This is a genomic window from Achromobacter sp. Bel (genome assembly GCF_012928505.1).
Taxonomy (GTDB): Bacteria; Pseudomonadota; Gammaproteobacteria; order Burkholderiales; family Burkholderiaceae_B; genus Achromobacter.
Window position 1 is genome coordinate 19,021 of record NZ_JABBJN010000052.1, and the last position, 22,499, is coordinate 41,519.

Below are 22,499 nucleotides of genomic sequence, written 5' to 3' on the forward strand. Positions count from 1 at the left end.
CATGCCGCCTGGCCCGCCGGCCTCGTGGCGGGCGGCTCAGGCGGGGGCACGTATCCGGCTAGCGGCAGGCCGCTTCCTCGGGCAGTAGCTCCACTTCCATATAAGGTTTGCGCAGCTTGGTGAAAGTGCAGTCCTTGATGATGGTCTCCAGCGTGGTGTTCATGCGGTTGAGCAGTTCGCCGCTGTCCTTGCGGGCGATCCAGCTTGAGCCGGCTTCGCCGCCACCGGTCCACAAGTCGCCGCCCGCGAATTTCCAACCCTTGCCCTGGGGCTTGGACAGGAACTCGTTGGTCCAGCTGATCTTGGGGCCCAGGCTCATGTCCAGCCGCCCGTTGGCCAGGTCGAGCCGGATCTGGTCGGGGTTGTCGTAGAACACGATCTGTACCCCGTTGCCGAACGTCTCGGACACGTATTTGGCTTGCGCCGATCCGCGTTGCAGGCCGATGCGAACGCCCTTGAGCCCTTCAGGCGTGAAGGTGTAGTTCTTCGCTTCCGGTACCACGTAGGAATCCGGATTGAACAGCACCGCGCGGCCAAACAGCACCTTTTCCTTGCGTTCCGGCAGCGGCTTGGTCTGGCTGACCACGGCGTCCAGTTTCTTCTGCAGCAGCGCTGGAATCAGGGCCTTGAAGTCCATGACGACGATTTCGCAATCGACCTTCATCCGCTTGCACATTTCGCGCGCCAGGTCGGGTTCGAAGCCCGTCAGGCGGCCCGAGGGATCGACCATGCTGAACGGGGGGTAACTTCCCTCGTTGCCAAGCACCAGCTTCTCGGCATGGGCCGGCGTCAGGACGAATAACGAAGCGCTTGCGAGTGTCAGCGCCGTAATGGTTTTGTGCAGATGCATCTTTTTTCCCCTTGTTTATTGGTTATCCGCCGTGGCGAAGCGCTTACATCGTGTTGGCCTTGGTCAGGTTTGCGTTGAACAGCGACCCGTAACCGGGCTTGGCGCCTGCCGCGCCAGTCAGTTCAAGGCAGTGCCAGAACGACGCCTGAATGGCCGAGATCACCGGCTTGCCCAGTTTCTGTTCCAGCGCCTCGATGGCCCCGACGGTCCGGAAGTTGGTGCACGAAACGAAGATGGCGGTCGCATCGGGATGGTCGACCGAGATCACGTGGTCATAGACCTTCGCGAGGGACACCTCGGCCAGGGCGTGATCGTCCGAGATGCCCAGGCAGGCGCTCCTGACGACCTCGTGGCCGTTTTCCTGCAGGAAGCGGATGGCGCGCTCATGGATTTCCGGCAGATACGGCGTGGCGAGCGCAACCTTGCCAGCCTTCACCTGCTTCAAGGCCGCGAGCGTGGCGGTGGACGCCGTGGTGATCTTCGGCCCCGGCACCCATTGCCGCAGCTTCTGGATAAGCGCCTGGTCGTAGGCGGTGCCGTGCAGAAACGAGGCGCTGGTCCCGCCGAACAGCAGCACGTCGATGGGCGCCGCGCCGGCCAGGCGCGCGGCCTGTTCGAGTTCCGGCGCATTCATCATTTCCTCGATGCCCTGCACGGTGACCTTGGGCAGCTTGATGCGCGCGGTATGGGTAGAAACCCCCGGACCGGACATAGCCCACATTTCTTCTTCCATCACGACGCTGGAGGCGATGTAGATCAGCCCGATGCGGGCAAGATCGCCAGAGCCGTCATAGCGGAATCGGGGATAGGCAGCGGGTAGGGGCGTTGAGGCAGTGTTCATCCGGTTTCCCTGCAAAGAGAGGTTGCTTCGGCTAGCGAAAACCAATGATGAGAGACGCGATCCGAGCGACCAAGTCGCCTTTTCCGTTGGCATGGATAGATTTTCCTGATGGCCGGGCGAGGCGCCCCGAGGCATGGCGAAGGCGCATCGCCGCGAGTGCCGCCCACGTCAGGATTTCCGAGACGGGACGCCGGAAAAAACAAATAGGCTGCCGCCCCGCTTGGGCCGACCATCAGCGGGCAGGTCACGGCCTTATGCGACGCCGCCAGCCAGGCAGGCGCGGGGCCTCCGGATAAACCCTAATAAAGAGTCGAGCCATGAAGCACAAGCGCATACGCACCTTCAATACCAAGGCAACCTACCCGGAACAGAAACTCGACAACGATCTGTGCCAGGCCGTCGTCGCGCGCGGCAGCACCGTCTTTCTGCGTGGGCAGATCGGCCAGAACCTGGACACGTCCGAAAGCGTCTGCATCGGCGATGCCTCGGGTCAGGCGGAGCAGGCGATGAAGAACATCGACATCCTGCTTAAGGAGGCCGGCGGCGAACTGCAGGACATCTGCAAGATCACGATCTACATCATCGACCCCCGGTATCGCGAAGCGGTCTATCTGGTGGTCGGCAAGTGGCTCAAGGGAGTGTTCCCGGTGTCCACCGGCATCGTGGTGTCGGCATTGGCGCGCCCCGAATGGCTGGTGGAAATCGACGCGACGGCTGTTATTCCAGATTGACGCCTCAGGAGGCCCAGGTCATGACTTTCTCGATCATCGCCCGTTGTCCGGCCACAGGCCAATTCGGCGCGGCCGTCTCGTCCTCGTCTCCCGCAGTGGCGGCGCGTTGCGTCCGCGCGCGCGCTGGCGTGGGTGCGGCGGTCAGCCAGAACATCACCGACCCGGCCCTGGGGCCGCTCATTCTCGATGCGATGGACCAGGGCCATTCGCCCGAGCGCGCGCTGCAGTCCCTGGCCGAACGTCCTTTCATCAATTACCGGCAACTGATGGCTATCGACGCCACGCAGGCGCCGGCGATCTTCACGGGGTCGAACGCGCTAGGCCGGCTCGCCAGCGCAAAAGGCGAGCACGCCGCCTGCGCCGGCAATATGCTGGCGTCGCTGGATGTGCCCGCGGCCATGCTGTCCGCATTCGAGAGGACGCCGGGCTCGCTGGCCGAACGTCTGATGCAGGCTATGTTGGCCGGTCAAGCTGCCGGCGGCGAAGAGGGGCCGGTCCATTCGGCCGGGCTGCTGGTGGTGGCGGATCTGGATTGGCCCATCGTCGATCTGCGCATGGACTGGGTGGAACAATGCCCCGTCGAGACGCTTTACGAGGCCTGGACTGTCTACGAGCCGCAGATCCAGGACTACATCACCCGCGCCAGGGATCCGCGCGCTGCGCCGAGTTTCGGCGTGCCAGGTAATCTGTGACAGCCTGTGGCTGGCGCGGGGCAAGTGCGAGAAAACCCGAGGAGCGCCATGCCCGCTGTCCGGGCATAGTGGAGACATTTTTCCTCGGTGCGGCGCATGCCGGCGCCGGGCCACGGTGGCGGCCCGCCAGCTGGAACGCCACCTCCCTCCAGCCTGCTCCAGTTTTCTCACTTCGGATTATGCTCAATCGCATTTCGCTGCGCCAGATGGAGTACTTCGTCGCCACGGCCAAGCACGGCAGTATCGCTGCGGCATCCAGCCAGATCCACATTTCGGCGCCTTCGATTTCGGCCGCCATCGCACATGTCGAAACCGAGCTGGACGTGCAGTTGTTCGTCCGGCACCCGTCCAAGGGCCTGGCCTTGACGGTGCTCGGCCAACAGGTCATGGGCGAATGCGAAGACCTGCTCGAGCGCGCGTCGCGTCTCTACAAGATCGCGTCCGTCTCCAGCAATACCATTCAGGGTACGTTGCGCGTGGGCTGCTTCCAGTCGCTCACGGCCATGATCGCGCCCGAGGTGATCTTCGGGTTCTCGCGCGCCTTCGACAAAGTCGACCTGCACATGGTCGAAGGCGACCAGCAGTTGCTGATCGACAAGCTGCATTCCCTGGAGATCGACGTCGCGCTCAGTTACGACCTGAGGCTGGGCGACGAAATCTCGTTCGAGGCGCTGGCGCGCCTGCCGCCGCATGTGGTGGTAAGCGAATTGCATCCGCTGTCGCAGCAGATCGCGGTGACGCTGGAGGAGCTGGCCCGCTTGCCCATGGTGCTGCTGGACCTGCCCTTGAGCCGTGAATACTTCATGTCGCTGTTCGCCAAGGTCGGCCTGGAGCCGAACATCGTGGCGCGTTCGCGTTCCGAAGAAGTGGTGCGGTCCATGGTCGCCAACGGCATCGGCTATGCGCTGTTCAACGTGCGGCCGAAGTCTACGCAAGCCCTGGATGGAAAGCGGCTGGTGCGGCTGCGCCTGGTGGGCGAGCACCGCCCCATGCTGCTTGGGCTGACGACCTACAAACCGATGAAACCGTCGCGCCTGACCGAGGTATTCATGCAGCGCTGCCGCGCCTATATCTCTGATCAATACATTCCAGGCATGAGCGAAGGCAGCTTCTTCGACCCCTATGTGCCGCCTCCCGAAAACAACTGAACGGACGGCGCGCCCGCGTGCCGCTCGCAACCTTGCAGGTCCATGTCATGAGCACACCGACTCCGGACAACAGTCCAGATCTATTGCGCGAGCTGCTCGCGTTTGAATCCGTCACGCTGACGCCCAATATCGAACTCATCGACCGGGTTCGGGCATTGCTGGCGCAGGCGGGCATCGCGTCCACGCTGGTGGCGGATCCGCAGGACGCCAGGCGCAGCAATCTGTTCGCCTCCGTGGGCCCCCTTGACGTGCCGGGTATCGTGCTGTCGGGCCACACCGACGTGGTCCCCGTGATGGGCCAGCGCTGGACCTCGCCGCCCTTCGAGGCGACCGAACGCGACGGGCGCCTCTATGGGCGGGGCAGCGCGGACATGAAGGGCTTCGTCGCCTGCGCCGTGATGGCCATGATCCGCGCGGCCCGTCTGCCGCTTGCGCGGCCACTGCATTTGGCGCTGTCGTTCGACGAGGAAATTGGCTGCGTGGGGGTGCGGCACATGCTGCGCGCACTGGAGCACATGAAACCGGCCCCGCTGCTCTGCGTGGTGGGTGAGCCGACGCTGATGAAGATCGGCACCGGCAACAAAGGCAAGGCGGCCTACCGGGCCCTGTGCTGCGGCCAGGCGGGCCACTCCGGGCTGGCGCCGCATTACGTCAATGCCATCCATACGGCCAGCGACCTGATCAGCGCTCTACGCGACGTGCAGCAAGATCTTGCCGAACACGGGCCGCGCGAGCCCGGCTATGAGGTGCCCTACACGACCGTGCATGCGGGCACCATCAAAGGCGGCACGGCGCTGAACATCGTGCCCGCGGAATGCGAAGTCAATTTCGAGATCCGCAACGTTGCGCAGGACGACCCGAACCAGATCCTGGAGCGGGTGCTGGAACTCACCCGGGCGAAAATGCGTGCCGCGGGCGCCTTGCCCGATGCTGAGCCGCCCCAAGTCACGACAGTCAATAGCTATCCTGGCCTTGCCACGCCGGAGGACTCCGCGGGCGTCGCGTTGCTGGCCTCGTGGCTGCCGCCGCACACGCCGCTCACCAAGGCCGCGTTCGGCACCGAAGGCGGATTATTCCAGGCGCTTTGGGCGCGCACGCCCGTGCTGATCTGTGGGCCGGGCAGCATCGACGTGGCGCACAAGGCCGACGAATACGTCGAGCTCTCCCAGCTGGCGGCCTGCGACGCCATGATGGAGAAATTGACGCAGTATTTGATGGCGCCGGCCTGAGGCTCCATACACCGGGCAACGAAAAGGGTTGCGTTCCAAGGTCAGCTTCCGCTGTTCCGCATCTGCAATTGCATGGACGGGGCATGGCGGGTGACGGCGGCATGCTGCGCGAAATGCTGATCGCGTTGGTGGCGGAATTCATCGGCCTCGGCAAGCATCCAGCCCTGCAGCGCGGCGATCTGTTCGGACGGCTGGTGCGCGGTCGCGAAGAAGTATGACGCGGGCGAGGGCGCGAAGATGCCGAACACATCGATCAAGCGGCCTGCCAGCACATCTTCGAAAACGATCGCTGCGCGTCCCATCGCGATGCCTTGCCCGGTCATGGCCGAGCCCACCGCCAATTGCGACAGGTTAAAGCGTTGACCCAGGTGCAAGTCCGGCAGATCCACGCCGGCATGTTCCAGCCACGTGCGCCATTCGATCAGGGCGGGTGCGCCCGACCAGGCAGAGTCGTCGTGCAGCAGGAAATTCGGCCGCAGGTCTTGAGGGGTCAGGATCTCGGGGTGCGCAGCCAGGAATTCCGGACTGGCGACGGGGAAGATCCATTCATCGAGCATTGCCACGCCCTCGGCGGGTGCCGTCTGCGCGGGCGTGAAGCAAATCATGGCGTCGATGTGTTTGCCAGGAGGGTGCTTATCGTCCAGGGGCTGCACTTCGGCCTGCACGCGTAGGGGTATATCAGGATGGCATCGAAAAAAGTCTCCCATGCGGGGCATCAGCCAGCGCATGGCAAACGAGGGCGCGCAAATCATTTCCATGGGCGCGGCAATGCGTTCCTGGCGGATTTCACCGATGACCGTATCCATGCAGCGAAAGGCATCGCTGACCACGCAACGCAATCGTTCGCCTTCCGCGGTAAGCAGGACTTCCCGGGGTAATCGCTGGAGCACGGGGACTTCAAGCCAACCTTCAAGTTGCTTGATCTGTTGGCTTACGGCGCCCTGGGTGATGTGAAGTTCCTGCGCCGCACGCGTGAAGCTGCCGCAGCGCGCAACGGCCTCGAAGCAGCGCAACCAAGTCAATAGAGAGGGTGAGAAACGCGTCTTCATCATCTGCTTCGTTAGTTGGGTGGCCGTTCCCCGGCGTGGTGCAGGATTGGCATGAGACGGTGCGAAAAAAACCTCATCGCGGTGCAGCAAATCGTGCTTTGCCCGATCCCGGCGATTGTCCGGCCTGAGATTAGTGCGGCTAATGGGCTGGGCCAGTATAAGTCGTTTGTATCGCCTTCTGATCAAGGTGACTATGCAGCCATCAGCGACCACATGCAGGTCGACCTCACGGAGATGAAGATGGCACGGCATATCACGATCGGCGCGGCGCAGCTTGGCCCGATTGCCAGGGGAGAGGGCAGGGAGGCGGTGGTCAAGCGGCTGATCGCATTGCTTCGGCAAGCCAGTGCCCGCGGCTGCGAACTCGTGGTTTTTCCCGAGCTGGCCCTGACCACCTTCTTTCCGCGCTGGCTGATTGAAAGCGGCCCCGAGCTGGACGCCTGGTACGAGGCCGAAATGCCAAACGCGCAGACGCAACCCTTGTTCGATGAGGCGCGCGCCTTAGGCATCGGCTTCTATATTGGGTATGCGGAGCTGGCCGTCGAAGACGGCAAGACGCACCACTACAACACGTCCATTCTGGTCGGTGCAGATGGCGAAATCATTGGCAAGTATCGCAAGATCCATTTGCCCGGGCATGCGGAGCCGCAGCCCGGCCGCGATGCCCAGCATCTGGAGAAGCGTTATTTTGAACCGGGCAATCTGGGTTTTCCCGTATGGGATGCCTTTGGCGGCGTGGTGGGCATGTGCTTGTGCAATGACCGGCGCTGGCCCGAAACCTATCGGGTGATGGCCCTGCAAGGCGCGGAGCTTGTGGTGCTGGGCTACAACACGCCCAATGACCATACCGGCGACGGCGCGGTGGATGGTTTGTCCAATTTCCATAACCACTTGGCCATGCAGGCGGGGGCGTATCAGAACAGCACGTGGGTGGTGGGCACGGCCAAGTGCGGCCGCGAAGAGGGGTCCCAGATGATCGGGCAGAGCGCCATCATCGCGCCTTCCGGCGAAATCGTGGCGATGGCGACAACGCTCGAAGACGAACTCGTGACCGCGCGCTGCGATCTGGACATGAGCAAGGTGTATCGCGAGACATTCTTTGATTTCGAGCGCCATCGCGAGCCGCAGCACTACGGCTTGATTGTCGAGCGCAAGGGCGTGGGTCCAGCCTTGAACAAGAAAGCAGCCACGCGCGCGCATGCTCCCCTGGATGCCTGCGTGAAAGGAATGCCGGGCCTGATCGGGCCGGTGCCCGTCGAGGACATCGCCAAGCAGGGATGGAACGTCTTGCGCGAGGATCTGCCGCTGCCGCTGGCCGTGATCAGGCAAGACGCCTTGCATCACAACAGCGACTGGATGCGCCGGTTCCTGGAAGAGCGCGGCTCGATTTTCGCGCCCCACGGCAAGACCACGATGAGCCCCCAGCTGTTTGATCTGCAACGTCGCGATGGCGCCTGGGGCATCACCTTGGCGACCTGCCATCAGGTTCAGGTCGCACGCCAGTTCGGCGCGAAGCGGATCGTATTGGCGAACCAGCTGGTCGGCAAACAATCTGTCGCATACATCCTGCAGGCGTTGCGCGACGATCCGAGCTTCGATTTCTATTGCCTGGTGGACGACGCGGCGCATGTGCAAGCCCTGGCGCAGGCGGCCCGCGAGGCCGATGTCGGCAGGCCTTTGCAGGTGCTGCTTGAAGTGGGGTATGCCGGCGGCCGTACCGGGTGCCGAGACGATGCGTGCGTGCAAGAGGTGATTGCCGCGTTGAAGCACGCGTCCCCTTACCTGGCCCTGCGTGGGGTGGAAGGATTCGAGGGCTTGATCAAGCCTTTGCCCGACCAGGATGTGGAAACGCAGATCGCCGCCTTCCTTGCCCGCATGATTGCCACCGTGCAGGCATGTGAAGCCCAGCAGGCATTTGCCGACGGCCCGATTCTGCTGAGCGCCGGCGGCTCGTCTTTCTACGACCTGGTGACCCGGCACTTTTCCTCGCTGCGCTTGTCGCGCGAGCACATGGTGTTGACCCGTAGCGGCTGCTATCTGACGCACGATTCACATCTCTACAAAGAGGCCTTCGCTCGCTTGAAGGATCGCAGTCCGGATGTTGCCAGCCTGGGCCATGGTTTGCGGCCGGCGCTGGAAGTCTGGGGCTATGTGCAGTCTCGGCCGGAGTCGGGCAAGGTCATTGTCAATCTGGGAAAGCGCGATATTTCACCCGACCACATGCCCCCCGTGATGGGGTGGTTCCGGCCGGCCGCGAATGCCGTACCCGCAGCCGGCGCGGCGCCTTCCTCCTTGTCGCCAGACCACGTGGCGACGGGTCTGGATGACCAGCACTGCCACATGAGCGTTCCCGCCGATTCGCCCTTGCGCGTGGGCGACATGGTGTGCTTCGGCATTTCGCACCCCTGCCTGACGTTCGACAAGTGGGAGGCCATTCTGATGGTGGACGAGCGGTATGACGTGGTGGGAGCCATTCGCACTTACTTCTAAGCAGCTTTCATTCTTTTAGACCAAGGGGAAAAAAACATGGCACAAAAGCAATCGATGGCATTGCAGGCAGTACGCCTGGCGCTGACCGCCAGCGCGGTGTTCGGCGCGACCGCATTGGCGCCCGTTCAGGCGCAGACCGTGACGGCAGTGATGCATGCCGCTTTGCGTTCATTGGACCCGGTGATCACCACCGGCTATATCGTCCGGAACCATGGCTACATGGTGTATGACACCCTGTTCTCCCTGGACGGGGACAACAAGATCCAGCCTCAGATGCTTGCGTCCTGGAAAGCCTCGGACGATGGCAAGACCTATACCTTCACCTTGCGAGAGGGGCTGAAGTGGCATGACGGCAAGCCGGTGACCTCGGCCGACTGCATCGCGTCGATCAAGCGTTGGGCGTCGCAGGACAAGATGGGCCAGATGATGGCGTCGATGATGTCCGGTATCGAGGCGGTCGATGACAAGACCTTTGTCATGCGCTTTTCCGAGGCCACGGATCTGGCGGTGCGCGCCTTGGCCAAGCCCAGCGCCATCCCCGCCTTCATGATGCCCGAGCGCGTTGCCAATACGCCGCCGTCGCAACCGATAAAGGAGACCATCGGCTCGGGTCCGTTCCGCTTTGTGACCGAGGAATACAAACCGGGCGTGCAGGTGGTCTACGTGAAGAACACGGACTATGTGCCGCGCAAGGAGCCGGCAAGCGGCTTGGCGGGAGGAAAGGTCGTCAAGGTGGACAAGGTCAAATGGGTGACCATGCCGGATCAGATGACGGCGGTGAATGCGCTGATCAACAAGGAAATTGATTTCCTCGAAAAGGCGCCCTTCGATCTGTTGCCGATGCTGGAAGGCAATAAAGACATCAACGTGCACGTCCTGACCTCGCAAGGCGGGCAATCCGAGATCCGCTTCAATTTCGAGCAGCCGCCGTTTAACAACAAGCTGATTCGGCAAGCCGCGGTACTGGCGGTCGATCAGAAAGAGGTGCTGCAGGCGCAGATCGGCAATCCCAAGTACTTCCAGACGTGCCCCGCCGTATTTGGCTGCGGCGGCCCCTACGAAAGCAGCATCGGCGCCGAAAAACTGGTGAAGGGCGATCCGGTAAAGGCCGCGGCCTTATTGAAAGAGGCGAAGTACGACGGCACGCCGGTCGTGATCTTGATGCCTTCCGACAATCCGGGTTCGGCGCCTATCCTGCAAGTGGTTGCGCAATCGCTGCGCAAGGCCGGTTTCAAGGTGGACCTGCAGTCCATGGACTGGCAGACGGTGCTTAATCGTCGCGCTTCTCACGAACCGGCCGCCAAGGGGGGATGGAATATCTTCGGCACCTATACGGTAATTCCGGATATCCGGGACCCGCTTGCGTTCATGGGCGTGGCGGCCAACGGCAAGGATGCCTGGTTCGGCTGGCCGGACGTGCCGGAAATCGAAAAGCGCCGCGCACAGTTTGCGCGCACGAATGACCCGGCCGTGCAGAAGCGCCTGGCCGACGAGATCCAGGAACTGGTGATCGATGAAGGTGTCATCGTGCCCTTGGGCCAGTTTTCAAACCTGTCCGCCACGGGCAAGCAAATAACAGGTGTGGTGGTCGCGCCGGTTCCCGTGTTCTGGGACCTTCAGAAAACCGGTAAGTGAGTCGGCCATGCCTGGATTTCTTTTGAAGCGCCTGTTTTCCGTCATTCCGGTATTGGTGGTGGTCGCCATCATTGTTTTTGCCATGTTGCGTCTGACGCCAGGGGATCCCGCTGCAATCATTGCCGGCGACGGGGCCACCTCGGCTCAGATAGACGAAATACGCAAGAACATGGGATTGGACAAGTCCATTCCGGATCAGTTTTCGATATGGGTAGGCCAACTGGCGCGGGGAGATCTGGGCACCTCGTTGATTTCCGATGCGCCGGTGTCCAGTCTTATCGCCGACCGCATCGGGCCGTCCGTCGCGTTGTCGCTGTCCACCATCGTCTTTACGGTGCTGGTCGCGATTCCGCTGGGTGTGGTGGCGGCCTGGCGGCAGGGAAAACTGCTGGATCGCGCCATCATGGCAGGCTCGGTTGTCGGGTTCTCCGTGCCGGTCTTCATCATTGGCTACGTGTTGATCCTGGTCTTTTCGATGCAGCTAGGCTGGTTCCCCGTGCAGGGCTATCAGCCGATGTCCGAGGGCGGGTGGCAGTTCGCGCAACGATTGGTCCTGCCGACGCTCGCCTTGAGCACGGTGTATGTCGCCCTGATCGCGCGCATTGTGCGCAGCAGTGTGATTGAAGTCATGCAGGAAGACTTCGTGCGCACGGCACGCGCCAAGGGGCTGGGCGAAAGCGGCGTGTTGCTGCGTCATGCCCTGGGCAATGCCGCCGTTCCCATCGTCACGATCATCGGGGTCAGTATCGCGATGCTCATTGGCGGCGTGGTGGTGACGGAATCGGTGTTCAACATTCCCGGCCTGGGGCGATTGGTCGTGGACGCCGTCTTGGCGCGGGACTATCCCGTCATCCAAGCCATGATCCTGCTTTTTTCATTGGTTTATGTCGGAATCAATTTGGTGATCGATCTTTCGTACACCGTTCTTGATCCGCGCATTCGTTACTAAAGGTGCGCACGCCATGTCTGCTACGACTTCATCTTTGCCGGCGCCTGGCGCGCCTGCCGTCGAGGCTGCCGCCACGTCTTCGATCCTGGGGCAACTCAAAACCACCATGTCGGCCTGGCCGGCCATGCTGGCTATCGCCTTATTGAGCCTGTTGCTGGTCGGGACGATTTTTGCCCCGTGGTTGGGGACCGTGGATCCCACGCTGATGGATCCAGCCATACGCCTGAAGCCGATGTCCGCCGAGCACTGGCTGGGTACCGACGCGTATGGCCGCGATGTCTACTCGCGCACGCTTTTTGGCGCGCGTGTGTCGTTGGTGGTGGGATTGGGGGCGGTCGTGGCCAGCCTGCTGGCTGGCTTGGTCCTGGGGATCCTGGCCGGATACTTCAAGTCCGCCGACACCGTCATCATGCGCTTTCTGGATGGCGTGATGGCCATTCCCGGCATCTTGCTGGCGATTGCGCTGGTGTCCTTGTCCGGGGCCAGTCTGTTCACGGTGCTGGTGGCGATTTCCATTCCGGAGATTCCCCGGGTTGCGCGTATGGTGCGCAGCGTCATCCTGTCCGTTCGCAACGAACCCTACGTTGAAGCGGCGATTTCGCTGGGCACCCGGGTGCCGGTTCTGGTGCTGCGGCACATGCTGCCCAATACCTATGCGCCGCTCATCGTGCAAGGCACCTATATCTTCGCCGCGGCGATTCTGACGGAGTCGGTACTGAGCTTTCTGGGCGCGGGGATTCCGCCGGAAACGCCGTCTTGGGGCAATGTGATGGCCGAGGGGCGCGTGTACTTCCAGATGCTGCCAGGCCTGATCCTGTATCCGGGACTCTTGTTGTCGTTGACCGTGCTGAGCGTGAACATTCTTGGCGACGCGTTGCGCGACGCGCTCGATCCGCGATTCTCGCGCCGCTTCTGATGGTTTACCGAGGAATCACGACTGTATGAAAACGACATCCGCTACTCGCGAGACGAGCCAGGCGCCTGCGCTGAAGATCTCGGCACTCACCGTGCAAGCTGGCCATGGCGCCGCCCGTCGTCCGGTGATCGAGAACATATCGTTCGAGGTCTATCCCGGCGAAACCCTGTGCGTGGTGGGCGAATCCGGTTCGGGCAAATCCGTGACCTCGTTGGCCGCCATGGGACTGCTGCCCAAGGGCGTGCTGACCGCAACGGCCGGCAGCATCCTGCTTGGCAATGATGATGTGCTGCGGGCGACGCCTGACCGACTGCGCGCCCTGCGGGCTTCCCGGATCGCCATGGTGTTCCAGGAGCCCATGACGGCGTTGAACCCGGTACAAAAGGTGGGCCGGCAAATTGACGAGGTGTTGCGCTTGCACAGTCGCCTGGGGGCATCCGAGCGGCGTAAACAGGTATTGGCGATGCTGGAGTCGGTGCATTTGCCGGACATCGAGCGGGTCTACAACGCCTACCCGCATCAATTGTCTGGCGGGCAGCGCCAGCGCATTGTGATTGCGATGGCCTTGATTCTGAAGCCGCAAGTGCTGATCGCGGACGAACCCACCACCGCATTGGACGTGACCACGCAAAAGCAGATCCTGACGCTGATCCGGGAGCTTCAGGAACGGCAGCGCACCGCCGTGGTGTTCATCACGCACGATTTCGGCGTGGTGGCCGAGATTGCCGATCGCATCGTGGTCATGAACCGGGGCAGCGTCGTGGAGACAGGCACGCGCGATCAGATTCTTGCCCGGCCGTCGCAAGCGTATACACGCATGCTGGTATCTTCGGTGCCCAGCCTTGTGCCGCAGCAGCGGCCATTGCCCAGCGGAGAGAAAGTGCTGGAGATCATGGGACTCGATAAGACCTACACGGAGAAGCCTTTTTTTGGCGCGGCGCGTGTGGTTGCGGCAGCCAAAGACGTGGCCCTGACGGTAAGACGCGGTGAAATCGCCGGCGTGGTGGGTGAATCGGGATCGGGCAAGTCGACCGTCGCACGCTGTGTCGTCAGGTTGATTGAGCCGAGCGCGGGCGCCATTTTTCTCAAGGACGAGGACATCGTGCGGGTTTCGAGTGCCCAGATGCGACTGCGGCGGACCCGTGTGCAGATGATTTTCCAGGATCCCTATCGCTCGTTGAATCCGCGGCGTCAGGTGGGCGATTCGTTGATCGAGGGCTTGGTCAACTTTGGCGTCGCAAACGCCGACGCCCGCGAGAAGGCCGCGCAGGCACTGGAACTGGTGGGTCTGGGGCGCGATGTGATGCAGCGCTATCCCCACCAGTTCTCGGGGGGGCAGCGTCAACGCCTGTGCATTGCGCGCGCTGTCGTGATGGAACCGGATCTGCTGGTGGCCGATGAGGCGGTTTCCGCCCTGGACGTGTCGGTACAGGATCAGGTTCTCAAGCTGCTGGAGGAGATCCGTGCCCGTACGGGCGTGGCGATCCTGTTCATCACGCACGATTTGCGCGTGGCAGCCCAGATCTGCGACAGCATTGTTGTCATGCAGAAGGGGCGTGTCGTTGAGTCCGGCCCTGCCGCCCGCGTGTTGACGGCTCCCCAGCAGGCATACACGCGCGAATTGATCGAGGCGGCACCCGGGCGGGACTGGGATTTCCGCAATTTCCGCGCCTTGCGCGCGGCATGAAGCGCTGGCCAAGCATTCAATTCACAGGACCCGGATCGAGGCTGGGCCTCTCGTCCAGGCATGTCGGTGATCTAACTGTTTTTCCCTTTGCACAGGAGCGCAAGATGCGCATTATTGTTGGCGGCTTTCAGCATGAAACAAATACGTTCGCACCAAGCAAGGCAGATTGGGACGCCTTCAAACTGGGGGGCGGCTGGCCCGGCATGGCGCGCGGCGAGGAAGTCTTCCCGGCTATCCAGGGAGCCAATATCCCCGCAGCGGGCTTTGCGGATGCGGCGCGTGGACACCCGCACACCTTGATCCCCACGTTGTGGTGTGCCGCCAGCCCTTCGGCGCACGTCACGCGCGATGCCTTCGAGCGCATTGCGGCGATCCTGCTTGCGGACATCGCCGCTGCGCTGCCTGTGGACGGGGTCTATCTTGATCTCCATGGAGCAATGGTCGCCGAGCATTACGACGATGGGGAAGGGGAAGTGCTGCGCCGCGTGCGCGAACTGATCGGGCCGGATGTGCCGCTGGTCGCCAGCCTGGACCTGCACGCCAACGTGACCGAGCGCATGCTGGAAGAGGCAGATGCACTGATCGCCTATCGCACGTATCCACACGTGGACATGGCTGATACGGGCGCCCGCGCGTTTGCCTTCATGCAAAAGCGCTTCGACGGCATGCCGCGTCCGAGGGTCGCCGCCCGCCGCATTTCCTATTTGCTGCCAACCTGCTGGCAAAGCACGATGGCCATGCCGGCCAAAGGACTTTACGAGCGTCTTGAAACGCTGGAGGCCGCAGCGGGAATTTCCAGCATGTCCTTTTGCATGGGCTTTCCCGCCGCGGATTTTCCGGACTGTGGCGCGCTCGTGTGGGCCTATGCCGATACGCAGTCGGCGGCGGATGCCGCGGCGGATGCGCTGAGCGCGGATGTCGAGGCGGCCGAAGCCGCGTTTGCGGGCAAGCTGTATTCACCGGAAGAAGCGGTGCTGCATGCGGCGGCGCTGGCTGCCAGCGCCGATAAACCGGTCGTCATTGCGGACGCGCAAGATAATCCCGGCGCCGGCGGCGACTCCGACACCACGGCAATTCTGCGCGCGCTCGTGCGTTACAACTTGCCGGGCAGCGCATTGGGGTTGATGGTGGATCCCCAGGCGGCCCTGCTGGCGCACAAGGCGGGGGAGGGGGCAACGGTGCGTATCGCGCTCGGCGGCCATTCCCGGATTCCAGGCGATGCGCCTTTCGAGGCGGATTTCCTGGTGGAGCGGCTGTCCGATGGGAAGTTTGTCGCAACCGGTCCCTTTTACTCCGGCTTTCGCATGGAGCTGGGGCCGAGCGCCTGCTTGCGTATTGGCGAAGTGCGCGTAGTCGTGGCGTCCCATAAGGCGCAGATGGCTGATCAGGCCATGTTCCGCTACGTGGGAATCGAACCTACCCAGCAGAACATCCTGGTGCTCAAGAGCACAACGCATTTCCGGGCGGATTTCACACCCATCGCGGCAGACATCCTGATCTGCGCGGCCCCGGGACCGATGCCGATGAATCCCTTGGATTTGCCCTGGACCAACTTGCGCGACAACCTGCGCATGCATCCCGGCGGCCCCACGTTCGCGCAGTTCAGAGCGGGGACGCGCGAGCTGGAATCGGTTTAAGGTTCCGGAAGCGGGGGCGTCGGCCGTCGCGTCCCCAGTTGACGGTGGTCGGCTATAGTCTCGCGGTCAAATCGCCCAAGTAATTTTTTCAACGGGCGATCCAGAGGCTTGGTAAAACCGTTAGCGGTGAGGGATGAATGACCGACGTAGACGAATTGGAGAGGCTGGCCGCCTTGAGGGATCGTGGCGTGCTCAGTGCAGAAGAGTTCGACCGGGCAAAGGCGAAAATCCTGGACGCACTCGTAACGCCTCAGCCTGCTGAAGCGATTCCCTCGGCAGCCAAGCAGAAAGAAGGCATGCCGTTTATTGGCAAGGCGGTGCTCGTGATCGGAGGCCTGTTCGGGGCGATTCTGATTTTCAGCGTTATGGGCAGGAATTCGGGGCAGGCAGAGCCCGAGGCTGCCCTGAGAGGCGGCATCGCCCTATGCTGGAAAGATTACGAAAGAAAATCGTTAAGCGCGTCCGACAAACAGTTCGTCGCCAGCACGTGTGAGCGCATGGAGAGGGATTATCGGCAGAAGTACGGCCGCGAACCCTGAAGGCTTTGCGGCTGCTTCGCAGGTCCCGGCAAGGGCAAAGACCCATGCGGGGCCATCGGACATTTTCCCCGGCTCGATCTCCGATGGTTTCAGGCGTGTGCGCGTAGCTAAAGCAGAAAGGGCAATAGGATGATGCCGTGAAGCAGGACAAATGCGCCGAATATGGCCATTGCGGTGAGTCTCCAAGAACATTCGCGCCAGTTGGGCGTGCCGCGTCAAATCTAGCACGGGCGGCCGTCCTTGAAGACCTCCACCGTTTAGCGGTTAGCCACGCGGGCGCAGGCGGATCCTAGCCGGTCAATGCCCGGCGTCTGTTGAGGGTCGACACCGGGCATGGGGTTCGGGATGCTATCGGGTGGCCAGGGGGCTTGCTTTCCGCCTTCTCGCTGCGGAGGATCGTCCCGCTTTGGCTGGGCAGGCGGGATCTCCGCGGGATGTTGAGGGGGGAGCGGATCGCCTTTGCCAGGCTCACGCGGCGCACTGCTCGCATAAAAAAGATTCATCGTTTTCTCCATGCCCGCCACCAGCAACCAGGCGCCCAGGCCGAAAGCATCCTGCCGTCATCCTATGCGTCACCCCAGGCACCCCCCGGGCATCATTCAATGACGGCGTCTTTCGGTTGCACGCGGTACATATCTGACGAGCTCGTTAGGAGGTTTCCAGGATTTCGTTTCGGCCATCCATCCTGCTTCCCAGGCCTCAACTTTTTCGCGCCATTCGGCAATCGGTTCCCCGGTGTGCCCCGGCATGACGGCCGCCTGATAGTAGGGACAATCCCACAACGTCAATCCATCACGAGCGGCTTGGGCGCCCAGCTTTCGGATGTCATCGTGCATTGCCGCACCTCCAAAAGTAGATGAGTGGGCAATCAGTATTACGCAGCCGTGGGCGGTCCTGCAATAGTGTTGCAGCGCTATACGGACTAGTGCAACCGACCGGGCTGCGGCACGGAACTTGCTCGGGGTCGACGATTCCTTCCGTGGAGACGGCCATGCCCGAAAAAAAGCACAGTCGGCAGAGCAATGCCGTCGCCAGGTTCTTTGATCACTTTGCCGCCCATGTCACGAAGTGGGCGGGCTCTCCCGTCGCCTTCGGTTTGGCGCTGGGTGCGGTGCTGGTCTGGTCGGCTTGCGGCCCCATGTTCGGGTATTCCGAAACCTGGCAGCTGGTGATCAACACCGGCACCACTATCATCACGTTCCTGATGGTTTTTTTGATTCAACAGAGCCAGAACAAGGACGGTCAGGCGCTGCACCTGAAACTGGACGAACTGCTCATCGCGCTGAAGGGGGCGGACGAGGGGCTCGTGGATGCCGAACGGCTGGACGAAGACAAGCTGCTCGCGCTGGCGGCGGCCTGCACGGCGCGAGCCAGGCTGCAGGCGCGGTCTGAGCGGCGCAAGAGGCGCGGGGACCGGCCTGCCGATGACCGGCGCGGCACGATGCGCGGCAGTCTGCGCGTGCGCCGCAAGGTCTTGCGCGCCGAATAGCCGGCAAGTCCCTTCCGCACGGGCCGCCCGGTACTTTTTGGAACCCCTATCGCGGCCGGAGCTTGCTATAAAGATGCCTGCAACAGCTATCCAGGCAGGAAGATGTCCATTCAAACACTGAGTCGCTATACGGTGGCGCTTTTACTCGTCGCACTCGTTTCGGGGTGTTCGTCGATCCTCCCCGGGGCATCAAGCTCCGGTTCAGGCGCAAGTTCAAGCGCCGCCTCCGAGCGGGTGGTCAGCGACAACTGCAAGTTTCTGCGCAGCCGGTGCATTTACGAAGGATCGTATGACGCCGGTGAGCGCAATTATGCGGAGCAGGAAGCCAAGCGCCTGAACAAGGCCGAATTGGAACGGCTTCGCCGCGCGTTTGCCCAGTAAGCGGGTGACGCCGTCGTGCGAAAACCTGGGAAACTATATTGCGGAATAAATCGAAACATAGTTAACGGGTTAGATACTTTCTGTCCACTTTATTTGCGTTTACTAGCGGCGGCCTTTTGTATCTCTCTCTACACTGCGCGGTCCGTGTAGAAATGCGAATCCGGGATGCTGAACAGGGCGTGGGTAGTGTCTGTGGCTTCTTTGCTTGCGGTCTGGCCATCGCAAAAAATAATCGAAGAGATAATCTGCGTGACGCCGCCAGTGCAGGCAAAGATAATCGTGCTGATGAGAAAGGACGTTTTTCTGCAGTGGAGTCAGCCGCAGAAGTCCGGCTGCAGGAACGCCCAGGAAAAAAACGATAGCCATATCCGTATCGTGACGGGGATTCGCGGTTGACCGGCTTGCCGGATCACCCGCCGCCCGTGGCCCGCCGATACGCCTCGAGCGTGCTGAACATCTTTCCCCCCAAGCGGAAATTCGTTTCCGCGAACCTTCTGGCGTTATCGACGATGGCCGCGGCCAGCCACGGGCGGTTGCGGATCTGCATGATGCAGCCCGCATAGCCCGCGACGTCGCCCGGCGCGGCCAGCCAACCGGTCTGGCCGGGCCTCACAATCTCAGGCAAGCCGCCGACCTGGCTGGCGACGACCGGTCGGCCGACGGCAAATGACTCGGGCACGATGCGCGACCACGCTTCAGTGGCCGACGGCACCAAGACCACGTCGGCCGCCTTGATCATGTCGGCGACATCGGTCCGATGGCCGGCGAAGACCACATGTTCCGCAATCCCGAGATCCACCGCCAAGCGGTACAGCTCGTAGGCATAAGGCTTGGTGCCCGCCGTTGGCATGCCTACGACCAGGCCGACGGCGGGTACGCCCTGGACGCGTAGCCATTGCACAACGCGCAACAGGTCAGCCTGGCCTTTTTCCGGCCGCAGCATACCGACCGTGGCGATGACGTAGGCGGTTTCGGGCGCGGCGATTTCCAGGTCTTGACGTACGCGCAGGGACGCATCGGGCGTGCTGGCCGGACCGAAGAAATCGTCGCGGGCCCACTCGCCTACCACGCTGATCCGGTCTTCGGGAACCAGGCGTGCCGCCACCAATTCCTGTTTGCCGACGTTACTGGTCGCGATGACGTGATCACAGCCGATCTTCCATTCCAGCCGGCGGCGCGGCGAGGTTCGCATGGGTTTGGCGAAATGGCGGGTCCTGACGACCGCGCACAGGTCTCGGCAAAGCGCGGCGGTCTTGCCGTCGGCGCGGCTATGGCTGTCGATGACCTGGATGCGCAACGCCTTGATGGCGCGCCGCAGCGTCAGCACCGTCGACGGCGAATAGGCGGGCTTGAAGTTGATGTCCACCGTTGTCAGGTTGCGCTCGCGGGCTTGGCGGCTGACGGCGCTGCTTGCCGGGGATGCGATCGCGACGTCGTAGCCATGGCTTTGCAGCCAGCTTGCCTGCTCCAAGGTGCGGAATTCCAGTCCGCCCAGGCTGTATTCAGCCAGCGTATGCAGTATGCGCATGATGCTCCAGTACATTGCGGCACGCGCCCAGTACGTCGTCAGGCGTTATGGCGTCGATGCCGTCGTGTGGATGTCGCGGAACGACGGCGGCCGATCCGGCACGGTGCCAGAACCATTCGGGGTTCGGTTCGTTGAATATCCCGACGTAGGGCACACACGCACCTTGGGCGATATGTGAGGGGCCGCAATCGTTGGCCACCACCAGGCGCGCGCGCAGCATGATGGCGCTAAGTTCGGGAACCGGCCGGCAATAGGCGATAGCGATGTCGGGGCGCTGCATGGCCTCCAAGGCGTCGCGTTCCGCGGCTTCTTGCCGGCCCAGCACGAACAGGAAACGCGTGCCGCCGCCCAGCAGCCGCTTCAGTCGGTCCGCCAGGCGCAGGTAGTTTGTCAGGCTCCATCGCTTGAACGCGCCCGCGCCCCCGCCGGGGATCATCACCACATCGGCGGTTTGAATGGTGCGCAGGTGTGTTCCACCCAGCGCCTGGAAGCACTCCCGGGCCGCGCTTTCAGGGTCGAACGGGCGGTATGCGGCCAGCAGGCGCAGATTCGCCTGGCCGATGTATTCGCCCGTGTCCTTGCGATGGGAATGCGTCCAGATCAGATCGCTGATCCGCGCATTGCGGAACCCCAGCCGGATCGACGGCAGGCGCAGCAGATTGACCAGACCGAAACGTTCGCTGCTGTGATGCAGGCTGACCGATACCCGGGTTTCTTTTTTCAGGGTGCGCAGGTAATCGCCGAACGTGGACGCGCGCACGAATTCATCCACCCAGGGCAACGACTGGTAGAACCCGCCCACATCGTCGCGGGCGACCACCTTGATGCGTCTGGAAGACCACCATTTTTTCAACTGATACAGCGTCGGCAGCGCGACGATCTGGTCGCCCAGTTGCGGCTGGCTTCTGACATAGACAACGATTTCCGACACGGGCGGCCTCCCTCCCTCGCTTGCGATGCGGCCGGGCGACCGCTGGCGGGCAATGTATCGGGAAGCGTCCCGGGATTTTCTTGAATCCCTTTAAGGAGTGTGAAGAAGCGGACGGGCGCGCTTTAAACAACTACACACTTTCTGCTGTGGCCTTTAGCGCTCGCCAGTGTGTCCGGTTCAGGCACGCGTCTTGCCGACAGGCGCGGATGCGCCGGGAATGCCGCTTGCTGCCAGACGCCGCCGCTTGCGGCATGGCCCGCATCCTGTCCGGCCCAACAAAGGGGTTGTTTTGGAAAATTCGCTCTCAATCAAGATCACTCGGCGCAATCTGCTGAAAGCCGGCGCCGTGTCGGCCACGGCGATGGCCACCCCGTCGGTCGCCTGCGCGCAGCAGGCCGCGCAAGGCGCCGTGCTGCCCACGGCTGTCACGGTGACGCTGCGTGTCAACGGCGCCGCGCGCGCAGTGTCGCTGGACATGCGCACCACGCTGTTGGATGCCCTGCGGGAAAATCTACAATTGACCGGAACCAAAAAGGGGTGCGACCACGGGCAATGCGGCGCCTGTACGGTGCTGCTGGACGGCAGGCGCGTCAATTCCTGTTTGACGCTGGCCGTGATGCATGACGGGGCCGACATAACGACCATCGAAGGGCTGGGCACGCCGACGGCGCTGCATCCGCTGCAGGCCGCGTTCATCAAGCATGATGGCTATCAGTGCGGCTACTGCACGCCAGGGCAGATATGCTCGGCCGTCGCAATGCTGGAAGAGGTCGAGCAGGGCATTCCCAGCCACGTCAGCGCCAGCCTGACCGAGCGCCCGCCGCTTGGCGTGGACGAGATCCGTGAACGCATGAGCGGCAATATCTGCCGATGCGGCGCGTATTCGAATATTGTCGACGCCATCGTCGAGGTCGCGCAGGGCAAGGCGGGGGGCAAAACATGAAGCCCTTCACCTACGAGCGCGCCCGCACGCCCGCTGAAGCGGCCGCCGGTGCCGCGCGGGTGCGTGGCGCGCGCTTCATCGCGGGCGGGACGAATCTGCTCGACTTGATGAAGCTGGAAGTCGAAACACCCACGCACCTGGTGGACGTGAACGGTCTGGACTTGGACCGCATCACCGAAACGCAGGAAGGCGGCCTGCGGATAGGCAGTCTTGTGCGCAACACGGATCTTGCGGCGGATGCCCGCATCCGGCGCGATTATGCGGTGCTGGCGCGCGCCATCCTGGCCGGCGCATCGGGACAAATCCGCAACCGCGCCACGACCGCCGGTAACCTTCTGCAGCGCACGCGCTGCCCGTACTTCTACGACACGAACATGCCCTGCAACAAGCGGGCGCCCGGAAGCGGTTGCTCGGCCATCGGCGGCGTCACCCGGCAATTGGCCGTGATCGGCGCCAGCGATGCCTGTATTGCCACGCACCCGAGCGACATGGCGGTAGGCATGCGGCTGCTGGACGCCCGCATCGAAACCGTGCGTGCCGACAGCTCCCGGCGCGTGATCCCGATTGCGGACTTTTACCGTCAGCCAGGAAACACGCCCCATATCGACAACGCGTTGGAGGCGGGGGAACTCATTACGGCGGTCACGCTGCCCAAGCCGATCGGCGGCGTGCACTTCTATCGGAAAGTGCGGGACCGCGCGTCGTTCGCGTTCGCCCTGGTGGCCGTGGGCGCGGTGGTGCAGCGTGACGGCAGCGGCCGGATCGCGCTGGGCGGCGTGGCGCCTCAGCCGTGGCGGATCGAAGCGGCCGAGGCCGAGTTGCCCCGGGGCAACT

Annotated in this window: 21 protein-coding genes; 15 read left to right on the plus strand and 6 right to left on the minus strand. The window is 62.7% G+C overall.

From position 1 onward, the window contains the following. Positions 1-58 precede the first annotated feature (58 nt). Positions 59-850 (minus strand): transporter substrate-binding domain-containing protein, encoded by a 792-nt coding sequence (locus HG262_RS24785; RefSeq protein ID WP_169273534.1) that lies wholly within the window; start codon positions 848-850, stop codon positions 59-61. A gap of 43 nt (positions 851-893) precedes the next feature. Further along, complete coding sequence (locus tag HG262_RS24790) at positions 894-1,691, minus strand: Asp/Glu racemase (RefSeq protein ID WP_169273535.1); 798 nt, start codon at positions 1,689-1,691, stop codon at positions 894-896. Between the two features lie 317 nt (positions 1,692-2,008). Between HG262_RS24790 and HG262_RS24795 the strand changes: the two genes are divergently transcribed. The 4 genes from HG262_RS24795 to argE all read left to right on the plus strand — a co-directional run bounded on the left by HG262_RS24795 (position 2,009) and on the right by argE (position 5,491). Then, a complete protein-coding gene (locus tag HG262_RS24795; RefSeq protein ID WP_169273536.1) occupies positions 2,009-2,422 on the plus strand; it encodes a RidA family protein in 414 nt (137 codons plus the stop codon). Positions 2,423-2,442: 20 nt separating this feature from the next. Then, complete coding sequence (locus HG262_RS24800; protein ID WP_169273537.1) at positions 2,443-3,114, plus strand: DUF1028 domain-containing protein; 672 nt, start codon at positions 2,443-2,445, stop codon at positions 3,112-3,114. Between the two features lie 179 nt (positions 3,115-3,293). Then, positions 3,294-4,262 (plus strand): LysR substrate-binding domain-containing protein, encoded by a 969-nt coding sequence (locus tag HG262_RS24805; RefSeq protein ID WP_169273538.1) that lies wholly within the window; start codon positions 3,294-3,296, stop codon positions 4,260-4,262. Between the two features lie 47 nt (positions 4,263-4,309). Next, positions 4,310-5,491: an acetylornithine deacetylase gene (gene argE, locus HG262_RS24810; RefSeq protein ID WP_169273539.1), complete on the plus strand. Its 1,182-nt coding sequence runs from the start codon at positions 4,310-4,312 to the stop codon at positions 5,489-5,491. Positions 5,492-5,532: 41 nt separating this feature from the next. Here argE and HG262_RS24815 read toward each other — a convergent pair whose 3' ends face one another. Beyond that, positions 5,533-6,792: a LysR family transcriptional regulator gene (locus HG262_RS24815; RefSeq protein WP_248293491.1), complete on the minus strand. Its 1,260-nt coding sequence runs from the start codon at positions 6,790-6,792 to the stop codon at positions 5,533-5,535. Here HG262_RS24815 and HG262_RS31230 point away from each other — a divergent pair. From HG262_RS31230 to HG262_RS24850, 7 genes are all read left to right on the plus strand, one after another. Continuing rightward, positions 6,781-9,030 (plus strand): nitrilase-related carbon-nitrogen hydrolase, encoded by a 2,250-nt coding sequence (locus HG262_RS31230; RefSeq protein ID WP_211187763.1) that lies wholly within the window; start codon positions 6,781-6,783, stop codon positions 9,028-9,030. The two genes, HG262_RS24815 and HG262_RS31230, sit on opposite strands and share 12 nt — an antisense overlap. 36 nt (positions 9,031-9,066) lie before the next feature. Further along, positions 9,067-10,665 (plus strand): ABC transporter substrate-binding protein, encoded by a 1,599-nt coding sequence (locus tag HG262_RS24825; RefSeq protein WP_169273540.1) that lies wholly within the window; start codon positions 9,067-9,069, stop codon positions 10,663-10,665. Positions 10,666-10,672: 7 nt separating this feature from the next. Continuing rightward, positions 10,673-11,614 carry an ABC transporter permease gene (locus HG262_RS24830; RefSeq protein ID WP_169273551.1) on the plus strand — a complete coding sequence of 314 codons (942 nt, stop codon included), beginning with the start codon at positions 10,673-10,675 and terminating at the stop codon, positions 11,612-11,614. Between the two features lie 13 nt (positions 11,615-11,627). Continuing rightward, positions 11,628-12,530 (plus strand): ABC transporter permease, encoded by a 903-nt coding sequence (locus HG262_RS24835; protein WP_248293492.1) that lies wholly within the window; start codon positions 11,628-11,630, stop codon positions 12,528-12,530. 25 nt (positions 12,531-12,555) lie between these two features. Then, positions 12,556-14,217, plus strand: a complete 1,662-nt coding sequence (locus tag HG262_RS24840) for an ABC transporter ATP-binding protein (protein WP_169273553.1) — start codon at positions 12,556-12,558, stop codon at positions 14,215-14,217. A 104-nt stretch (positions 14,218-14,321) separates the two neighbouring features. Further along, positions 14,322-15,854, plus strand: a complete 1,533-nt coding sequence (locus tag HG262_RS24845) for a M81 family metallopeptidase (protein WP_169273554.1) — start codon at positions 14,322-14,324, stop codon at positions 15,852-15,854. A 137-nt stretch (positions 15,855-15,991) separates the two neighbouring features. Beyond that, positions 15,992-16,393: an SHOCT domain-containing protein gene (locus HG262_RS24850; RefSeq protein WP_169273541.1), complete on the plus strand. Its 402-nt coding sequence runs from the start codon at positions 15,992-15,994 to the stop codon at positions 16,391-16,393. 599 nt (positions 16,394-16,992) lie between these two features. Here the strand turns inward: HG262_RS24850 and HG262_RS24855 are convergent. Then, complete coding sequence (locus HG262_RS24855; RefSeq protein ID WP_169273542.1) at positions 16,993-17,229, minus strand: CrpP-related protein; 237 nt, start codon at positions 17,227-17,229, stop codon at positions 16,993-16,995. 155 nt (positions 17,230-17,384) lie between these two features. On the opposite strand from HG262_RS24855, the gene HG262_RS24860 reads away from it, so the two are divergent. After that, positions 17,385-17,882, plus strand: a complete 498-nt coding sequence (locus tag HG262_RS24860) for a low affinity iron permease family protein (RefSeq protein ID WP_169273543.1) — start codon at positions 17,385-17,387, stop codon at positions 17,880-17,882. 102 nt (positions 17,883-17,984) lie between these two features. Further along, complete coding sequence (locus HG262_RS24865; RefSeq protein WP_169273544.1) at positions 17,985-18,263, plus strand: hypothetical protein; 279 nt, start codon at positions 17,985-17,987, stop codon at positions 18,261-18,263. A gap of 409 nt (positions 18,264-18,672) precedes the next feature. On the opposite strand, the gene HG262_RS24870 is transcribed toward HG262_RS24865, so the two are convergent. Both HG262_RS24870 and HG262_RS24875 read right to left on the minus strand, forming a co-directional pair. Further along, a complete protein-coding gene (locus tag HG262_RS24870; RefSeq protein ID WP_169273545.1) occupies positions 18,673-19,791 on the minus strand; it encodes a glycosyltransferase family 4 protein in 1,119 nt (372 codons plus the stop codon). After that, positions 19,766-20,722 (minus strand): glycosyltransferase family 9 protein, encoded by a 957-nt coding sequence (locus tag HG262_RS24875; protein ID WP_169273546.1) that lies wholly within the window; start codon positions 20,720-20,722, stop codon positions 19,766-19,768. The genes HG262_RS24870 and HG262_RS24875 overlap by 26 nt, the downstream gene beginning before the upstream one ends. Before the next feature lie 289 nt (positions 20,723-21,011). Between HG262_RS24875 and paoA the strand changes: the two genes are divergently transcribed. Both paoA and HG262_RS24885 read left to right on the plus strand, forming a co-directional pair. Continuing rightward, a complete protein-coding gene (gene paoA / locus HG262_RS24880) occupies positions 21,012-21,665 on the plus strand; it encodes an aldehyde dehydrogenase iron-sulfur subunit PaoA (protein ID WP_169273547.1) in 654 nt (217 codons plus the stop codon). Then, the coding region (locus HG262_RS24885) for a xanthine dehydrogenase family protein subunit M (RefSeq protein WP_169273548.1) at positions 21,662-22,499 on the plus strand (838 nt) is incomplete at its 3' end. The genes paoA and HG262_RS24885, both read left to right, overlap by 4 nt.

What these genes read in the sequence shown, in the direction of transcription:
- HG262_RS24785 (WP_169273534.1), bottom strand. Translation starts at nt 850, where the DNA reads ATGCATCTGCACAAAACCATTACGGCGCTGACACTCGCAAGCGCTTCG.
- HG262_RS24790 (WP_169273535.1), bottom strand. Translation starts at nt 1,691, where the DNA reads ATGAACACTGCCTCAACGCCCCTACCCGCTGCCTATCCCCGATTCCGC.
- HG262_RS24795 (WP_169273536.1), top strand. Translation starts at nt 2,009, where the DNA reads ATGAAGCACAAGCGCATACGCACCTTCAATACCAAGGCAACCTACCCG.
- HG262_RS24800 (WP_169273537.1), top strand. Translation starts at nt 2,443, where the DNA reads ATGACTTTCTCGATCATCGCCCGTTGTCCGGCCACAGGCCAATTCGGC.
- HG262_RS24805 (WP_169273538.1), top strand. Translation starts at nt 3,294, where the DNA reads ATGCTCAATCGCATTTCGCTGCGCCAGATGGAGTACTTCGTCGCCACG.
- argE (WP_169273539.1), top strand. Translation starts at nt 4,310, where the DNA reads ATGAGCACACCGACTCCGGACAACAGTCCAGATCTATTGCGCGAGCTG.
- HG262_RS31230 (WP_211187763.1), top strand. Translation starts at nt 6,781, where the DNA reads ATGGCACGGCATATCACGATCGGCGCGGCGCAGCTTGGCCCGATTGCC.
- HG262_RS24815 (WP_248293491.1), bottom strand. Translation starts at nt 6,792, where the DNA reads ATGCCGTGCCATCTTCATCTCCGTGAGGTCGACCTGCATGTGGTCGCT.
- HG262_RS24825 (WP_169273540.1), top strand. Translation starts at nt 9,067, where the DNA reads ATGGCACAAAAGCAATCGATGGCATTGCAGGCAGTACGCCTGGCGCTG.
- HG262_RS24830 (WP_169273551.1), top strand. Translation starts at nt 10,673, where the DNA reads ATGCCTGGATTTCTTTTGAAGCGCCTGTTTTCCGTCATTCCGGTATTG.
- HG262_RS24835 (WP_248293492.1), top strand. Translation starts at nt 11,628, where the DNA reads ATGTCTGCTACGACTTCATCTTTGCCGGCGCCTGGCGCGCCTGCCGTC.
- HG262_RS24840 (WP_169273553.1), top strand. Translation starts at nt 12,556, where the DNA reads ATGAAAACGACATCCGCTACTCGCGAGACGAGCCAGGCGCCTGCGCTG.
- HG262_RS24845 (WP_169273554.1), top strand. Translation starts at nt 14,322, where the DNA reads ATGCGCATTATTGTTGGCGGCTTTCAGCATGAAACAAATACGTTCGCA.
- HG262_RS24850 (WP_169273541.1), top strand. Translation starts at nt 15,992, where the DNA reads ATGACCGACGTAGACGAATTGGAGAGGCTGGCCGCCTTGAGGGATCGT.
- HG262_RS24855 (WP_169273542.1), bottom strand. Translation starts at nt 17,229, where the DNA reads ATGCACGATGACATCCGAAAGCTGGGCGCCCAAGCCGCTCGTGATGGA.
- HG262_RS24860 (WP_169273543.1), top strand. Translation starts at nt 17,385, where the DNA reads ATGCCCGAAAAAAAGCACAGTCGGCAGAGCAATGCCGTCGCCAGGTTC.
- HG262_RS24865 (WP_169273544.1), top strand. Translation starts at nt 17,985, where the DNA reads ATGTCCATTCAAACACTGAGTCGCTATACGGTGGCGCTTTTACTCGTC.
- HG262_RS24870 (WP_169273545.1), bottom strand. Translation starts at nt 19,791, where the DNA reads ATGCGCATACTGCATACGCTGGCTGAATACAGCCTGGGCGGACTGGAA.